General features: G+C 32.8%; 11 protein-coding genes. 1 reads left to right on the top strand and 10 read right to left on the bottom strand.

What is annotated here, in order from left to right; all coding sequences use genetic code 11:
* Positions 1 to 226: 226 nt before the first annotated feature.
* The 10 genes from AWE51_RS07605 to AWE51_RS07560 all read right to left on the bottom strand — a co-directional run bounded on the left by AWE51_RS07605 (position 227) and on the right by AWE51_RS07560 (position 16058).
* Positions 227 to 736, bottom strand: a complete 510-nt coding sequence (locus tag AWE51_RS07605; protein WP_066311783.1) for a DUF4348 domain-containing protein — start codon at positions 734 to 736, stop codon at positions 227 to 229.
* A gap of 16 nt (positions 737 to 752) precedes the next feature.
* Positions 753 to 4484, bottom strand: a complete 3732-nt coding sequence (locus AWE51_RS07600; RefSeq protein WP_066311775.1) for a DUF6443 domain-containing protein — start codon at positions 4482 to 4484, stop codon at positions 753 to 755.
* 8 nt (positions 4485 to 4492) lie between these two features.
* Positions 4493 to 7918: an RHS repeat domain-containing protein gene (locus AWE51_RS07595; RefSeq protein WP_066311774.1), complete on the bottom strand. Its 3426-nt coding sequence runs from the start codon at positions 7916 to 7918 to the stop codon at positions 4493 to 4495.
* Positions 7919 to 7922: 4 nt separating this feature from the next.
* Complete coding sequence (locus tag AWE51_RS07590; protein WP_066311765.1) at positions 7923 to 9041, bottom strand: tail fiber protein; 1119 nt, start codon at positions 9039 to 9041, stop codon at positions 7923 to 7925.
* Between the two features lie 59 nt (positions 9042 to 9100).
* Positions 9101 to 10147, bottom strand: a complete 1047-nt coding sequence (locus AWE51_RS07585; protein WP_066311764.1) for a tail fiber protein — start codon at positions 10145 to 10147, stop codon at positions 9101 to 9103.
* A 1-nt stretch (position 10148) separates the two neighbouring features.
* Complete coding sequence (locus AWE51_RS07580; RefSeq protein ID WP_066311763.1) at positions 10149 to 11186, bottom strand: tail fiber protein; 1038 nt, start codon at positions 11184 to 11186, stop codon at positions 10149 to 10151.
* Between the two features lie 433 nt (positions 11187 to 11619).
* Entirely contained in the window at positions 11620 to 12735 is a 1116-nt protein-coding gene (gene leuB, locus AWE51_RS07575; RefSeq protein WP_066311761.1) for a 3-isopropylmalate dehydrogenase, read from the bottom strand.
* 103 nt (positions 12736 to 12838) lie between these two features.
* Positions 12839 to 13426: a 3-isopropylmalate dehydratase small subunit gene (gene leuD / locus AWE51_RS07570; protein ID WP_066311759.1), complete on the bottom strand. Its 588-nt coding sequence runs from the start codon at positions 13424 to 13426 to the stop codon at positions 12839 to 12841.
* A 2-nt stretch (positions 13427 to 13428) separates the two neighbouring features.
* The gene (leuC, locus tag AWE51_RS07565) at positions 13429 to 14811 is read right to left on the bottom strand and encodes a 3-isopropylmalate dehydratase large subunit (RefSeq protein WP_066311757.1); all 1383 of its coding nucleotides are present in this window, start codon (positions 14809 to 14811) and stop codon (positions 13429 to 13431) included.
* 74 nt (positions 14812 to 14885) lie between these two features.
* Positions 14886 to 16058: a 2-isopropylmalate synthase gene (locus AWE51_RS07560; RefSeq protein ID WP_082832353.1), complete on the bottom strand. Its 1173-nt coding sequence runs from the start codon at positions 16056 to 16058 to the stop codon at positions 14886 to 14888.
* A 208-nt stretch (positions 16059 to 16266) separates the two neighbouring features.
* Here AWE51_RS07560 and AWE51_RS07555 point away from each other — a divergent pair, with 208 nt between their 5' ends.
* Entirely contained in the window at positions 16267 to 17811 is a 1545-nt protein-coding gene (locus AWE51_RS07555; protein ID WP_066311755.1) for a hypothetical protein, read from the top strand.
* Positions 17812 to 17920 lie beyond the last annotated feature (109 nt).

Here is a 17920-nt window from a genome sequence, read left to right as displayed (position 1 = left end):
CCATCAGATGGTCTTTTGAGTTAAACATTCCGTATTTGATACCAATAATGCGATAACATGGGTTTGCAATCCGTGTTTTCTATTCCAGAATATATTTAAAACTATGATTTTTATATTATTAAAGGACGTTTCTAAATACTAATATAAAAGTCGTAACGATAAAAAGTTACGACTTTACTTTACTTACTCATACTGGCACGGAAAATATTTCCGCGCTGTCAAGGTTTTAAACTGAGTCATCTTTAATTGATTCAAGAAGCCAACAGTCATTTATTTGTTTAAATTGAAATTTTACACTTATTCCATTATCTATTCCCAATTGATAATATATATATGTATCCTCTTTCTTTTTTTCTATTTCAGAAGTAAATCTATTGGTTTCTCGATCTTCAGCTTCACCATCAATACTAAGATCGAAAAATCGATAGTTTTCCACTTTTATATATTCTTCAATTGGACTTGTAGAATCAGAACTATAAACATCATAATATTCCATCTTTAAAGGGAATTTAATCCTGCTAATTTGAAAAGTGCTATCTGAAGAAAATCTAATAAAAAAAGTTTTAAAATTCATCCCACAATCTTTTGGAGAGGATGGGTGTAGAACTATCTTAGTAGTATAATTTTCTTCTTTTTTATTTTCTGTTTTTAAAGGTGTCTTTGATTGCTTTTTTTTATCGATACACCCTATAAGAGTTATCATTAATACTATAATTATTACTATTCTTGTTCTCATATTACTTAATTTAAAACTAATCGATAATGGGGTCAAAGGGAATTATTACAGGGTTTACTGGATCGGGAGCTGGATTAGGGTTTGGCAATGGAATTGTTCCTCCACCAGGATCAGGAGCTGGAGCTGGAGAAGGAGCAATTCCTTCAGGTGAAATTGTACTAGCTGCACTGGCTTTAGGTAATGCTTTTCTAGTAGCAGAAGTTTTTCGTGCAACAGTTACTCCTGAAAAATTATAAAAAGCAAAATAATTGTCATTATTATAATAAGATTCTGGCCAAGGTCCTGCAGTTATCCATGTTTGAGGGTCTACTAGATAATCTGGATTTTTGCCATGTCCTTCAGTAGGATCATACCAACTATGATCATCCCCACTATCGTTAAAAGGAGCTTTTATTATACCATAATGTAAATGAGGTACATATCCCACTTTGTTTGTTCTTTTCTCAAATCCTTTTCCTGAACCTCCTATTAAACCTATTGTCATACCTTCACTAATTTCCTGATCTTTTTTTACTAAAATAGAACTTAAATGGAAATACCTTGTTTGAAACGACCCATCTGGGGACTGAATATATACATTTCTTCCTGATCCATCTAAAGTAGTTTTAATTGAAACCACTTTACCTGAATGTGTAGCTAATACTGGTGCCCCATAATCTGTAGCTCCACCCCCGTCGAAATTAATATCTACTCCTTTATGCCATCGACTACATCCACTACATGTTCTTGGACCACCAAAAGGTGAATCCATTCTTCTTGTCCATTGCTTGAACATTTCAGGTACAGGCCAAGGTATATTTCCTCCGCTATCACTAAAATATATTGGATTGTTAAACCCAAAATTGTAGGGAGATTGAGATCTCATAAATTCTGTCAATGGGTCAATATTAAACCATCTTCCAAGAGTAGGATTATAGTTTCTTTCACCAAAATCATAACTATTCAAATTTAGTTCCTCTGAGAATTCAGTTCCTCCAAAACCATAATTATGATTTCTACCTCTTAGTATATTATTATATCCTTTATGAGTAAGCCCAAATGGATAATAATTCTTTTCTTGAATTATTTCGTTCTGAGTTATAGTACCATCCTTATTTTTATCGGAGTAAGACAACCTAATATTTCCTACTTGATCTTTAAATTGATATACATATTTATAACCATCATTCTCTTTTTCTACAATACCTTCAGAATGACCAAAGAATTCAAGATTACCAGATTTATAGACGTAGTTTCCAGCATATTCTGTTTCTATTAAAGAACTTCCACTAGGTGCAATCTTTTTTAACTTTGTCCCAGTTGCATTGTAAATATAAGTAATATTTCCTGTTCCTTGAGGATTCGATATAGAGACTGTTTCTGGCAGATTTAAATGATTATATGTGATATTGGTAATGCCCTTGTTTTTATCTTCGATCATATTACCGTTGATATCATATTCAAAATCGTTACCAGAGGTATTCTCGTCTTTGAATCCTCTGTTGAAACCAGTATCGCTTACAGATAATAATTTATTGCCACTATCATAAGTATATGTAAGATTATCCATTATATTACTATATCCTCCTGCATCAAAGCGATATAAATCTTTTATATTTCCATTCTTATCATAACTAACGCCCATATCATATTCTGCAGAACCTGGATTAGTACCTGTAAAAGCTCCATATTTTAGTCTATTTAACGCATCATAAGTATACGCATAACTTCTGGTCACATTATCATTTGCGGTTTGCCATGAAGTTTTAGCAATATTGCCGTTATATAAAGGGTTGGTCTCACTATTGTAATCTATAGCAAAGCCAAATAAATCTCCATTAGCTGTAGTACCCTGATTAATACTCTTTAGCCAACCACGTACGTTGTACGTATAATCCACATCTTGCAATCCACCACCGACTTCTTTAGATGCTAATTGTCCAATTTCATCATACGTATTAGAAACTATAGTTTCTGGTGTTTGCGAGTTGATTTGTTGTGTTTGAGTTAACAATCTAGCTACATGATCATACGTAAAACTATCTATCGTTACAATGGTAGGATTACTATCTTTGGTATGGGTAGTTTTGGTTTGTAACACTTTACCCGCAAAATCTAATTTACTTTCTATGACATCAGTAGTATTTAAAAAGTCATTTTTACTAGCAACATAAATTGGTCTGGCTTTTTTGTCATACCCAGTAATGGTTGTAATCCAATTGTTAGTGGTCAATACCTTAACGCGACTCCCTGTGCTAAGACCTCTAGTTTGTGTTGTATTAGCATCATCATAATTTACAATATCTACACCATAACTTTTTGATGGTAAGGCAAGTGTTACTTTATCAAAATAGTAATTGTCATAATAGTTTACCGTTAATACCTCAAGGTTGGTATTTGGGAAATCGTCATTACTATAATAGGTATTGTCATACCCAGAACCCGTAGATACTTTGGTTTCATAGTTTTGTAGCGAAGTTTTATCAGTAAAATGATCTGATTGTATAGCAGCTCTATTTTTATTGTTTTTATGAATCCCAGTATAGATAACTCTGCTTAAAGCATCATATTTGGTAAATAACCATTCTTTAGGGTTTTTGGCTGCTTGATTTGCATCTTGTGTAAGTACAGGACGATCAAGATTATCGTATACAATAGATTCCATCCCTTTACCTGGTATTTTCTTTTCGATCAAGCGGTTTCGGTAATCATATTTGTATTGATAACACAACTCAGATAACTCAGTAGTACTTACTCCATCTGTGGCACTTAAGGTTACTTTTGGAGGGATCACATAAGTAAGATTACCAAAATCATCATATATATAATAGGTATCATGAGGGACATTGGTATTATATGTTCTTTTTAAAAGTACATTACCTTGTTTATCCCTATACTCTTTGGTAGTATGATCATTAGGATGTGTTTGTCCAAGTTGCCAGTTTTCGTCTTTAGTGATGGTTATTAATAACTCATCTGCATTGTAATATCCATTTTTGATTAATGTTGGTGTTTCTGGGTTATCATTTGTAAAATTGATATCAAAATAAAATACTTCTGTAGCTGTATTTGTAGCCCAATCAAATTTAACGGTATGATCTGTATCAGTATTTGGATTGGCTTTCCAGTCTGTACCGGGTGCTCCTTGCTCTAGCACCCTGTTTAAAGGAGAAGATTCAAAATTACTCTCTGAATAAGCGTTTACATTTGCTTGTGTAACTCCTGCAAAATCTGCAGCATATTTATTTTGGTAATAACTATTAATATCTGTATTGATATTGACAGGATTATAACTTCCTACAGCACCAGCTTGGCGCTCAAAAGGAAGATATTGTTTCGCTTGTCTCCCAAGAGTGTCATAAGTAATATGACTAACAATATCTTTTTGATCTGGAGATGCCTTTATGGTTATTTGTTGTTTTGGTCTACCTAAGCCATCAAAATAGGAAATGCTCTCGATCACATCGCTATTATTTCTAATAGCACTAGATGTCGTTTTAGCTTCTTGATATACTCTAGTAAATATATAGTTTTCATCTATATTCAAACTAATAGGGATGTATGCATCTGGTGTAACCACTGCAGAAAAATTACTTCCTGCTTTGATCCAGGAATTAGGTTTTAAGGTGATACTTTGTGTAGCCGTAAGTGTTTCTGTACTTGTAATTGTATAATCTCCTTCTTTTACGATGTTAGCTGGAGTTTGTGCCTGCGCAATACTACCTACAAAAAGTAAGGCAACCGCGATATATTTAACTATTTTTCTCATGGTCTTGATTAGTTTTTGTAGTTATATTTATTTTCTGATACGAGATTACCATCGGCATCTTTTACAAATTTCAAACGGTTAAAGAGATCATAATGATAATACATGGTATATCCCCTTGGATCAGTCATACTAGTGACACCAATAATTGGATCATAGGTATACGTAGAAGTCATTGCTTGTGGTAATTTTTCTCTTAATGAATTTAATGAAGACATAGCGCCTTCATCCAAATTTTTGAGTGCTGCTACGGTAATACCTAATGCACCTGCAACCTCGGCATATGTGGTGTTTTGAATTTTAGCAATGGCATATTGTTTATTGTACCCCCAAACATAAACCGTGTGTGTATCCTTAGTTAAGGAAACTTCTAATACATTATTATTGGCATCATAGTCGTGAAAGAAAAAGCGATCCTCTAAATTCCCTGATTGTTTACTATCCTGTATTTTAGACGGTAAAATCATATTAGTTGTTGAAAATTCATCAAAAAATGTTAATCGTTCATTTAAAACAGTATTGTCTTTTAAATTTTTTGTGAATACAGGAATTGCTATTCGATTTTGATTTACTAAATCTTGCATATATGGTTTTGTTGAAATCCCATTTTCGCTATCAAAAGGGTAATAGGTATATGATTTAAGGATAGTGTTGTTTTCTGAAGTAGAAGTAGTACTTAGTTCTGGTAAATATCTTTCGTTATAGGTATTCGTTTGAACGGTCTTTATAACTTTGTTGTTATGATATTCGGAATTTTCTTTTTGTGTCAAAAGCGATAATTGCCCTTTTTGAGTATATCCATATGAAGCAATTACATTAACAGTTGTTAAGTGAGCTCTTACAACAGGAACTGATGTTAAAGTAACATCTTGATATGTGGCGTAGTTAATGAAAGATTTAGTTTCACCATTTACATCAATAATTTCTTCAGTAAATAAATTACCGTTTTTATAGTCAAAAGAGATAGGGTCTACACCAATCAAATAGGCATTGCCGTAGTGGACATCTGTGTATGACTGACTAATTTGTGCTGATTCTAATGCATATTCATAGGTAGCTCCTATAAACATTGAAAGGTGTTGGTTTTTTGTGTTTACAAAATTAGATCTAATTACTCCATTGTTACTACCGTCTTCGGTTTCATTTCTTTCTTCGACAAAACTATAGCCTATATGACTTCCTTGTGCGGCGTAGTCTAAGTTTAGTGGATTACCAGAAGACATTGTGAATCTTCCTCCAAAATCTTGAGGCGTGTAATCATAAACACCAGCTTTTGAATGGTATACTAATTCATTCATAAGAACTCCAGAAGAAACGGTTGTTCCGTACTTGCCTTCTGTATAGGTATATGTTTTTTTAGTAATGAATTGATTATTATGATCTTTATTAGTTACAGATTTTACTCGAGCACCTCCGACTTCAAATTCTTCAAAAGGAAAGGAATTTACATCTGGGGATTTGATATAGAATGCTTTAGGGTTTTTTGCCGAAACAGCTGCTGAAAACCCTCCAGGAGGCCAGTCATAAGAATTAATTTTTAGTTTATATGTACCGTTAGGTAGATTAAGACTTTCTTCGCTTACAGAAGAGACATTGGCATATTTTATGATTTCATAGACCTTTGATGGATCGTTAACATTTTCTATTCTAAAAACATATTGTGGTCCGGCAGCACCTAAGTGACAGTTATAACCACATTGAAAACCTGTAGAAGCTTTGAAATTATAACTAAACGGTAAATCTTGTGCAGAGTTAATGGTAAATATGCTTCCTGATCCAATTGGGGTATAGAAACTTTGTAGGTTAGTACGTTTTAGATATTGATAATTATAACTAAAACCGGTTGAATTTGTATATGGATCACTATAGTCAACAGTAGGTTTATCAATAGTAGCCTTATTACTTTCATACTCAAAAACTGTATATCCTTTTGTAGGATAAGTAACCTTTTCTAACAATCCAATTTTACCATACGTAATATCACTTCCTCGATTTACACCTTCAAAATCTAAAAAAGCATTTTTATTATTGATTGCGCATCTCACAACTCTACCAAAAGATGGTATACGGTTAGTGTTATCTTTTCCATTATAAAATCCCCAAAAATCTTCAGCTTTCGAGTTTTTTGCAGGCAATGAATTTGAAGATATATAATCAAAGCTAAATTTTTGATTAAGAACTACTACCTCGTCAAGTTTCAAACGAAGGTATTTTTCTTTTTTATAGTCATCTGTATCTTGATTTTTATCGGCATTAAAATAGGTATGAGTTAAACTGGCAGATTTTCTAATTACTCCATTATAATCTTTAATAACAATAGAAGATAATTTTTTAGGTTTTTGGTTTATATCTACCGGAATGGCTAAAGGAAATGTAAATGGAGTTTGAAATCTAGAAGAAATATCTTCTCTATCCGTAAGTCCAAAAGTCACACTTCCGAATCTACCAGAAATTTGATTTAGATATAAACTTTCAAAACCAGTAATATATCCAGTGATTGTTTTAGTAGATACTTCGCCATCGATATGATCAAGACCATTTAAAGTTCCTCCAAAATCACATAAGTTAAAATCACGAGATTCTGAAAATGAAGGATAACTCATATGAAACCCTTTCTGATAGGAGAAAAACAACTCCTCATCATTGGGAGCTTGTATTTTATCTAAATGCCAAGAAGAAACTTTGTGTCTTGTTCTGCTACCATCAGCTGTTTGATAATTAATTACACCCAGAGCACTTTCCTCGGTATCTAAAGTACCAGATCCACCTAAACCACTTCTATATGCTGTGGTAAACTCTTTACTACCAAAAAAGAAGCGGTAGCCAAGACTATTAATAATTTCAAAAGATTTAGTACTTGTGTTATAAAATACCTTTGTATTTGCATTGTTTAGTACGTTTGCGCTAATAGTAGTGGTATTTCCTTTTTTTGGAAGAGTAAACTTAATAGATTGACCAAAAAGACTAATGTTAAACAAATCTGGTTCAGTATCTATTGGATTTGTCCTATATGCGGTTACTAACTCTTGTTGTTGAGTAGCTGATAGAGGATAAGTATAATTGTTACTAAACAAATAACCTACGGCTCCTTCATTATTGGTCAAATCATCATATCCTTTTATCTGTCTGGATATAATAGCATTTGCAGATAAATTCCATCCTAATCCGACCCAAGAAGCTTCTTGTGATACCTTAATTCCACCAGTATTATAAGAAAGACTAATGGGAATAGAAATTTCTTGAAAAGAAATTTGATGAATTGGGACGCCAATATTTGCAGTTCCATTATATTTTCCAACAGGAACTTCTCCAAATTTCCCTAACTCCGAAGTAGTTGGGCTTGGAGGAATTAATTCTGAAAAATAGCCTTTGCTATCTTGAGATGAGCCTACAAAATGCAGTATAGATAAGATTGTTAATGCAATATACTTTTTCATGGATTTATTCTTTAATAAGTAGTTTTTCTATTGTAACAAGTCGAGCCTCCAGCTCATTATTCTTACTTTGAAGTTTTTTATTGATGGTCGTTTGTTGCTGTAATCGTTTCTCTTGATCGATGGTGTAGAGGGTAAGCTCTTCAATTTTTTCTAAGAGTTTCATATTCATAATCCCTAAGTCAACACCTTCGGTTTCTAAAACTTTTGCAGATGGGATATTGGGTAAATGACCCTTTTCTTTGATATGTTGTTGTACTTGTGCTATAGTTAATAGATCATAGTCTTTTTTAAATACATAATCCGGTGCAGGAACACTTAAATCTATTTTTACTTCTTCGGCATGTATTTTTCCTTTCACGGTAAGTTTTGAGTCTGGATTTCTTGTACCAATACCTACTTTTCCTGTATCTGATAACATCATAACATCAACATATTTATGTCCTATAGTTTCATTATGAACGCGGAAAAAATAGCCTCCCCCATAAATTTTATTTACAGAATTGTCAGCTATAATTCTATCATTTAAACCATGTCCAAAGCGAATACTGGAGTGTAGACTTTGTGGATTATCAATAATTGCAGAGCCACTTACATGAAGTCTTGCAGATGGCTTTGTTATTCCAATACCCACATCACCTTGATCAGATAACATCATGACATCTATATATTTATGAGCTAGTGTTTCATTATGGACACGTAAGAAATATCCTCCCCCGTAAATTTTGTTCACAGAGTTATCGGCTATAATTTGATCATTTCGATCACGTCCAAAACGAAGGCTAGAGTGTAGACTAGAAGTGTTGTCGATAATAGCAGAACCATTTACATGTAATTTAGCAGAAGGATTATAGATTCCTATACCTACATTTCCAGATCTAGCAATCGTTAATCTTAAAGCAGTTTGTGTGAAAAAATTAATCCCGCCATAACCAGATAAATTTGCTTCAGCAGAACCAGGTATTTGGTACCACCCTAATGAATAGTTACCAATTTCTTTATTATTAAAAGTAAACTTATCATTTGTTGGGCTGAATCCGAAGGAATACCCCAATCCTATTGTTTGATGTTGCGCATTTATTTGTATAATAGACAATAGCGTTATTACTAAAGTTATTTTTTTCATTAGTGTTTTTGGTTATATTGAATCCTCCTTTACTTATTATGTCACGAACTTGGAAAATGTTACTTTTTATTTTCTATTATTTTTTTAACCATAGTTTTTAATTCAGTAATTTCTTCTTGTTGTTGTATGGTATAGAGGGTAAGCTCTTCGATTTTTTCCAACAATTTCATATTCATCAATCCTAGATCAACACCTTCGGTTTCCAGAACTTTTGCAGATGGGATATTGGGTAAATGACCCTTTTCTTTGATATGTTGTTGTACTTGTGCTATAGTTAATAGATCATAGTCTTTTTTAAATACATAATCCGGTGCCGGAACACTTAAATCTATTTTTACTTCTTCGGCATGTATTTTTCCTTTCACGCTGAGTTTGGCATCTGGTGCTGTAGTGCCAATTCCTACACGTCCGTTGTTAACAATAAAATTTCCTCCGGATTTAAACTGATAATTAATGATATTATCTTGTTTGATTTTTAATCCATCACTTTCTATTTGAAAATTATAAATTTGATTAGGCGAATAGTGTGTATCTTTTAATGTCAAGAGCGAATTAGACCATTTATCTGTTTCAATTTGTAGTTTTCCTGAAGGAGAATTGGTTCCTATTCCTATGTTACCATTAGTTTGTATAAAGAATTCTTCTTTTCCAAATCCATCATAACCACCAACCCAATAGTGTAAACCTTTATCGTCTGCACCAAAATCAACCTTTCCTTCGCCGCTTCCAACTCTGTTAAGTTGTACTTGAATAGAGCTATTTAAAGCGTCAACCTGTAACTTTTGAGATGGGTTTGTAACACCTATACCAAGATTGCCTTGATTTACAATAAAGTTCCCACCCGATTTAAATTGGTAATGGATGGCATCATTTTGTTTGATTTTTAATCCATCGCTTTCAATCTGAAAATGATAGGTTTGAAACGGAGTGTAATGGGTGTCTTTTAAGGTAAATAAGGATGGTGACCATTTATCGGTTTCTATTTGTACTTTTGCTTCGGGAGTAGTAGTTCCTATCCCAACATTTCCATTTGGTAATTCTGTGATTTGTGCTTGTGTTACTATAAAACTTGCTAATAAAAATCCTGTTACAATTATTTTTTTCATCTTATTTCTTTAGTTGTATTATTAGTAATGCTATTTTTTTCTCTAAATCTTCAATTTTAGAGCTTTGATTTTCTAATTTTTTTATTTTATTTTCTTGATCAATAGTGTAAAGGGTAAGCTCTTCGATTTTTTCTAACAATTTCATATTCATAAGTCCTAGATCAACACCTTCGGTTTCCAGAACTTTTGCAGATGGGATATTGGGTAAATGACCCTTTTCTTTGATATGTTGTTGTACTTGTGCTATGGTTAATAAATCATAGTCTTTTTTAAACACATAGTCTGGAGCAGGAACACTTAGGTCCACTTTAATTTCTTCGGCATGTATTTTTCCTTTTACGGTTAGCTTAGAGTCAGGAGCAGTAGTGCCAATACCTACATTTCCCAGATGATCTATAACCATTCGTTGAATTGTACCACTATTTGCAACACCAATAGTTTCAAAACTTAAAAGACTAGGGCTTGTGGAACCATTCCAATTTCCAGTTCCTAGAAACCTAATTGCTGCCGCAGTTTCACTAATTCTTCCTGCACTATCATCATCTACAACCCATGTAATTCCATTAAGGTTTTTTCCATTGGCTATTCCTTGGTTTGGAGTTGATAAAGTAATTCCTCCTTGATGAATATCAAATTTGTCAAATGGATTATTAGTTCCGATTCCTACATTTCCTTTATGATCAATTATCATTCGTTGAACAGTTCCTTCACCAGCAGCACCAATAGTTTCAAAACTTAAAAGACTAGGGCTTGTGGAACCATTCCAATTTGAAGTTCCTAGAAACCTAATTGCTGCCGCGGTTTCACTAATTCTTCCTGCACTATCATCATCTACAACCCATGTAATTCCATTAAGATTTTTTCCATATCCTATTCCTTGATTTGGAGTAGATAAAGTAAGTCCTCCTTGATGAATGTCAAATTTATCTAATGGAGTAGTAGTTCCTATGCCGACATTTCCATTGGGTAATTCGGTGATTTGTGCTTGAATACTAATAAAGTTTCCAAGTAGTAAAATAATCGTTAGTATTTTCTTCATTTTTGTTTAGAGGTTTGTAGTGATATGTATTTATGTCTTTATAATTAAATTTGTTACCTAATTAATTTATTTTGTTTTTTGAAATTTTGAGATACAGTGTATTTCCTGCTAAAAAAATATTCTTTTCTATAGAGGATTAATAAGGTATTTCAAAGAAATAGGTTGTAAAAGTGCGGGCGAAGATATAAAAGAATACTACCTATTAGGACTTGGAGAATATTTTGTTAATAACTACTTGATTCAGATTTTAGAACGTATGGTAACTACTTGTTTTTAATGATTTGGAGATCATAGTTTTATTAGTAGTGTCTGTTCTTCTTGATTGCTTATGTTATTCACATAAAAAAAGCAACTAAAGAAATTCCTTAGTTGCTTTTGACTAAACAAAACAGTTTGAATACTAATCTGTAAATGAAATTAGATTAGCAGAAAATTATATAATTGTAGATTGCCCTACATGAATATTTTCAAAATTAATATTAGAATCTTCTGGATTTAAAATGTAATCTGTAATAAAATCTCCAACCTTTTCTGTAGATAGTGGATTACTAGTATTTAAATCTGGTGTCGTAATATTTAGTTCTAAGGCTTTTTCTACAGCGTCTCTAATAGCATTAGCTTCTCCTACTAAATCAAAATGTTCTAATAACATCGCAGCAGATAAAATTGCAGCAATAGGGTTAGCTATTCCTTTTCCGGTAGCTTGTGGGTACGAGCCATGTATAGGTTCAAACATGCAACAATTATCTCCAACAGAAGCAGAAGCTAATAAACCGATAGAACCACCAATAACGCTGGCCTCGTCTGATATAATATCGCCAAACATATTTTCGGTAAGGATGACATCAAATTGACTAGGGTTTAAGATCATTTGCATAGCAGCATTATCAACAAATAAGAAGTCCAGTGTTACGTCTTTATATTCTTGCGCTACCTCGGTTACGACTTTTCTCCATAATCTTGACGATTCTAACACATTGGCTTTGTCAACCAGAGTAAGTTTATTTTTTCTTTTTTGTGCAGCTTTAAATGCTAAGTGAGCCACTCTTTCTATTTCCATTTTAGAATATTCACAAAGATCAGAAGCTACAGTACCGTCATCACTTAAATGTTTTTTTCCGAAATAAATACCGCCTGTAAGTTCTCTATATATTGAAATATCAGTACCTTCTATGATATCTCTTTTTAAAGGAGATTGATCTATCAGTGTAGGATATGCTTTTACGGGTCTAATATTCGTATATAATCCAAGTTCTTTTCTTAATTTTAAAAGCCCCTGTTCTGGTCTAACGGGTGCGCTGGGATTATTGTCATATTTAGGATCCCCGATTGCACCAAACAAGACAGCGTCTGTATTAACACACAATTCTAATGTCTCGTTAGGTAAAGGGTTTCCGGTTTTGTCTATTGCTATAGCACCTACTAAAGCTTCTTTAAAAATAAAAGTGTGGTCAAAACTATGGGCAACAGCCTCTAATGCCTTTATAGCCTGGGCGGTTACTTCTGGCCCAATACCGTCTCCTGATAATACTGCGATATCTAATTTCATCTATTTATTTCTTTATTTCAATTTTTTATTTATTTGGTTATATCAGGATGTTCAAAAATGTGACTTCTATTTGCACAAGCCTAATTATAAAGGTAAATTATATTTATGATAAGGTTTTCTCGAAAGCTTCTATTTCTGAAGTATTGCTTAGTAAAAAATCAATATCATCATATCCATTAATTAGACATGTTTTTTTGTACGGATTAATTTCAAATATAGCAGATGCTCCTGTAGCTAAAAGTGTTATTTGTTGGTTTTCTAAATCTACTTGGATTTCTGTTTTTGAATCTTTTTCGATAGCATCAAATAGTTCTTTTAAGAATTCTGGAGACACTTGTACAGGTAATACTCCGTTATTTAGTGCATTTCCCTTAAAAATATCTGCAAAAAAACTTGAAACAACAACTTTAAATCCAAAATCATGAATGGCCCATGCTGCGTGTTCTCTACTAGAACCGCATCCAAAATTATCTCCGGCAACTAGAATACTGCCTTGAAATTTTGTATCATTTAGAACGAACTCTTCATTTTCACTTCCATCTTTATGAAAACGCCAATCTCTAAAAAGATTTTCTCCAAAACCATCACGATTGGTAGCTTTTAAAAAACGAGCCGGAATAATCTGATCGGTGTCTACATTTTCTATAGCCAATGGTATAGCAGTAGAGCTTAATTTTACAAACTTATCCATGATTAATTAAGTTGTTTAGTAATGTCAATAATTTTTCCTTCGATTGCCGTTGCTGCTGCTACCAATGGGCTTGCTAAAATTGTTCTTGATCCTTGTCCTTGTCTTCCTTCAAAATTTCGATTCGAAGTAGATACACAATATTCTCCTTCTGGTATTTTATCATCATTCATGGCTAAACAAGCTGAACAACCGGGTTGTCTAAGGGTGAACCCTGCATTTTCAAAAACTTCATTAAGACCTTCTTGTACGATCTGTTCTGCAACTTGTTGTGAACCAGGTACGAACCAGGCAGTGACGTTATCAGCTTTTTTCTTTCCTTTTATATAATTTGCTGCTACTCTAAAATCTTCTATTCTACTATTTGTGCAGCTCCCTATAAACACATAATTGATCTCTTTATCTACTAGAGATTGTCCTTTTTCAAAATTCATGTATGCTAATGATTTTTCAAAAGAAGCATTATTTTCTACTGGGATATTTTCTGATATTTTAATACCCATTCCAGGATTAGTTCCGTAGGTGATCATAGGTTCGATATCGGCGGCATCAAAGTGATATTCTTTATCAAAAATCGCATTTTCATCTGTCGGCAATGTTTTCCAATAGGCTACCTTTTTATCAAAATCAGCCCCTTGAGGAGCAAATTCTCTTCCTTTTACATAGTCAAATGTAGTTTGATCAGGAGCAATCATACCACCACGAGCTCCCATTTCAATACTCATATTACAAACCGTCATACGGCCTTCCATAGACATTTCTTCAAATACATTACCTGCGTATTCGCAAAAATACCCTGTACCTGCATTTGTACCTAGTTTTGAGATAATATATAGTATTACATCTTTTGGTAATACACCAGACTTTAAGGTTCCGTTTACGTTTACACGAAGACTTTTTGGTTTTTGAAGTAGTAAACTTTGGCTAGCAAAAACTTGTGCTACCTGACTGGTTCCAATTCCAAAAGCAATAGTGCCAAAGGCTCCGTGAGTAGAGGTGTGGCTATCACCACAAACCATAGTCATTCCTGGTTGTGTAATCCCCAACTCTGGTGCCATAACATGCACAATGCCATTATATTTATGACCAAGTCCGTATAAGGTAATGTTGTTTTTTTTACAATTTTCGGTAAGCTGAGCCAATTGATTTCTTGACAAAGCGTCTTTTACGGGTAAATGTTGATCGACAGTTGGTGTATTATGATCGGCCGTAGCTACAATTTGATCTGGTCTAAAAACAGGAATTCCACGTTGTTCTAGCTCTCCAAATGCTTGGGGACTTGTAACTTCGTGGATAAGGTGTTTATCGATATACAATATCTGAGGACCGTTTTCTATCTCTTTGACGACATGTGCGTCCCAAACTTTATCAAATAAGGTCTTTTTCATTCGTTTCTCTTAAAAATACTTCAAATTATTAACTGATATGTGTAATTTATATTTCGAAGTATGTTATATAGTATTTATGCAACAACGGCGGCTGCTACATTTGTATTTTTCATGATTTGATGAATATCTTCATCGATAACTTCTTTCTTTTTATCTGCAAAATTTAAAAATTCTGTATAAACATCGTCTAATTGTAACTTGGTTAATTCATATCCTACTTTCTTTGCTCTATAGGCCAAAGCTGCTCTACCACTTCTTGCGGTTAACACTATTGCAGATTCTGTTACTCCTACGTCTGCAGGGTTTATGATTTCATAAGTCTCGCGATTTTTGATCACGCCATCCTGATGTATTCCTGAACTATGTGCAAAAGCATTAGCACCTACTATAGCCTTATTTGGTTGCACAAGTACTCCCATATGATCAGAAACCATAAGACTTGTTTCGTACAATAGTTTTGTGTTAATTCCTGTATTTAATGCTAGATCCGGATGCTGTTTTAATACCATTACTACTTCTTCTAACGAAGTATTCCCAGCACGTTCTCCAATTCCATTAATAGTGCATTCTATTTGTCTAGCGCCATTAATAGCTCCAGCTACTGAGTTGGCTGTTGCTAATCCTAAATCATTATGGCAGTGACAAGAAATAATTACATTGTGTATGCCTTTTACATTTTCTTTTAGATACTTTATCTTAGCACCATATTCTTCGGGTAAACAATATCCTGTAGTATCAGGAATATTAAGTACGGTAGCTCCGGCTTTGATCATTGCTTCGCAAACTCTTGCCAAAAATTCATTATCCGTACGTCCTGCATCTTCTGCATAAAACTCGACATCTTCAACAAAAGATTTTGAATATTTTACGGCAGCAATACCACGTTCGATTACCTTTTCTTGTGTAGAATTAAATTTATATTTGATATGTGATTCAGAAGTTCCTATACCAGTATGTATTCTTGGTCTGGCAGCATACTTTAATGCCTCTGCAGCAACCTTGATATCATTTTCTACGGCACGTGTAAGGCCGCATACTGTAGCATTTTTTACAATTTTAGCTACTTCATTGACTGATTTAAAGTCTCCGGGGCTTGAGACAGGAAATCCTGCTTCTATAATATCGACTCCTAATAGATCAAGTTGTTTGGCAAGTACTACTTTTTGCTCAGTATTAAGTTTACAACCTGGGACTTGCTCTCCATCTCTTAGGGTAGTGTCGAATATTTGGACTTTATTATCGCTCATGAGAATTTAGTGAATTATATGTTCAGTACTTTTATAAAAAAATCATCTTTTTAAAATATTATTGAGAAGATGTTTCTTAAATCTCTTACGAATTTATATTTTGGGAATTCAAAAGGGAAGTATTTGATAGCTGGTTTTACAATGCTAAACTAATTTTGTGAAACTTTAATCAACTACAAATCAATTAATTACAATATATTTTCTTACAATGACTATTGATCAAAAAGATCCTTTGTTTGTTTTAGTGAAATCACTTTCTAAATCTGAAAAGAGGCAGTTTAAGGTGTATGTAGGGCGATTAGGAGTAAATACAGATTCTAAATTTTTAGCACTTTTTAATCATTTAGATAAACATGATATTTTAGACGAGGATCTTATTGTAAAGAAAGGAATTGTGAAAAAACAACAACTTTCAAATTTAAAAGCTCATCTATACAAGCAAATATTAATAAGTTTAAGATTGAGCCCTCTTCACCAAAATATGCGTTCTCAGATAAGAGAACAATTAGACTTTGCATCTATTTTATACCATAAGGGCCTGTATAAACAAAGCCTAAAGATATTAGAAAAGGCAAAAGTCATGGCAAAAGAAAATGAAGAACATAATGTTGCTTATGAAATAGTTGAATTAGAAAAAATAATAGAAACCCAATACATAACAAGAAGTATTAATAGCAGAGCCGATGAACTGACGATAGAGGCTAAGATGTTGAGCATGAAAAATGTATTAACCAGTCGTTTATCAAATTTGTCACTTCAGTTATATGGTTTGATGTTAAAAAGTGGATATGTACGTAATGATAAAGAGCATACTATAATTACGAATTATTTTAATAGTAAATTACCCAAGTACGAATGGAACTTAATGGGTTTCAGAGAAAAACTATGGTTATATAAAGCACATTTATGGTATAGTTTTATGATTCAAGATTTTTTATCGTGCTATCGTTATTCTAAGAAATGGGTGGACTTATTTTATGAACATCCTAAAATGATGATTCAAAACCCAGTTTTCTTTCTTAGAGGAAATCATTATTTGTTAGAATCTTTATTTTTAATAAAGGATAAAACGCAATTAAAATCTACCTTATTTAATTTTGAAGAAGCTATTAATAAAGATACGTTTCCAAAAGATGATAATATAGAGGTTTTATCATTTCAGTTTATTTATAATAATAAACTTAATATTCATTTTCTAGAAGGAACTTTTGATGAAGGAGAGCATTTGGTAAATGAAATTCTAAAGGGTATAGAAGATTATAAAAACCGTCTTGATGATCATCACATTATGGTTTTTTACTATAAAATTGGATGCCTTTATTTTGGAATGGCAAATCATAAAAAATGTATAGAATATCTTGCTAAAATCATCAATAATAAATCATTAAAAATGCGAGAAGATTTAATGTGTTTCTCTAGAGTTTTAAGCTTGGTTGCCCATTATGAAGCCGGAATGGACTATCATCTGGAAACACAATTAAAAGAAACATATCGTTTTTTAATTAAAATGGATGACCTACATGAAGTCCAAAAAGAAATGATCAAGTTTCTAAAAAACCTCGGGGATATTTTTCCACATCAAATTAAAGACGAATTTAGGAAGTTACATAAAAGATTAAAAGAATATGAAGAACATCCTTATGAGAAAAGAGCATTTTTATATTTAGACATCTTATCATGGTTAGAAAGTAATATCGAGGGTCGCCCTGTAGCAGATATTATTAAAGAAAAATCTAAAAAATCTTCACGTTAATTTTGTTTAGAGATTCTAAAGTAATAAAACGGTTAGTATTGTCTGTTAAGTAATATCAGATCTGTAGAATAAGTTGTGTTAAGTATTTGTTAAAGAATTGATGTTTAAG

The organism is Aquimarina aggregata (genome assembly GCF_001632745.1).
Lineage (GTDB): Bacteria > Bacteroidota > Bacteroidia > Flavobacteriales > Flavobacteriaceae > Aquimarina > Aquimarina aggregata.
The sequence above is the reverse complement of the archived record's forward strand: the minus strand, read 5'-3'. Positions and strand labels throughout refer to the sequence as shown.

Coding starts and splice junctions, on each gene's coding strand:
- AWE51_RS07605 (WP_066311783.1), bottom strand. CDS start 736: ATGAGAACAAGAATAGTAATAATTATAGTATTAATGATAACTCTTATA.
- AWE51_RS07600 (WP_066311775.1), bottom strand. CDS start 4,484: ATGAGAAAAATAGTTAAATATATCGCGGTTGCCTTACTTTTTGTAGGT.
- AWE51_RS07595 (WP_066311774.1), bottom strand. CDS start 7,918: ATGAAAAAGTATATTGCATTAACAATCTTATCTATACTGCATTTTGTA.
- AWE51_RS07590 (WP_066311765.1), bottom strand. CDS start 9,041: ATGAAAAAAATAACTTTAGTAATAACGCTATTGTCTATTATACAAATA.
- AWE51_RS07585 (WP_066311764.1), bottom strand. CDS start 10,147: ATGAAAAAAATAATTGTAACAGGATTTTTATTAGCAAGTTTTATAGTA.
- AWE51_RS07580 (WP_066311763.1), bottom strand. CDS start 11,186: ATGAAGAAAATACTAACGATTATTTTACTACTTGGAAACTTTATTAGT.
- leuB (WP_066311761.1), bottom strand. CDS start 12,735: ATGAAATTAGATATCGCAGTATTATCAGGAGACGGTATTGGGCCAGAA.
- leuD (WP_066311759.1), bottom strand. CDS start 13,426: ATGGATAAGTTTGTAAAATTAAGCTCTACTGCTATACCATTGGCTATA.
- leuC (WP_066311757.1), bottom strand. CDS start 14,811: ATGAAAAAGACCTTATTTGATAAAGTTTGGGACGCACATGTCGTCAAA.
- AWE51_RS07560 (WP_082832353.1), bottom strand. CDS start 16,058: ATGAGCGATAATAAAGTCCAAATATTCGACACTACCCTAAGAGATGGA.
- AWE51_RS07555 (WP_066311755.1), top strand. CDS start 16,267: ATGACTATTGATCAAAAAGATCCTTTGTTTGTTTTAGTGAAATCACTT.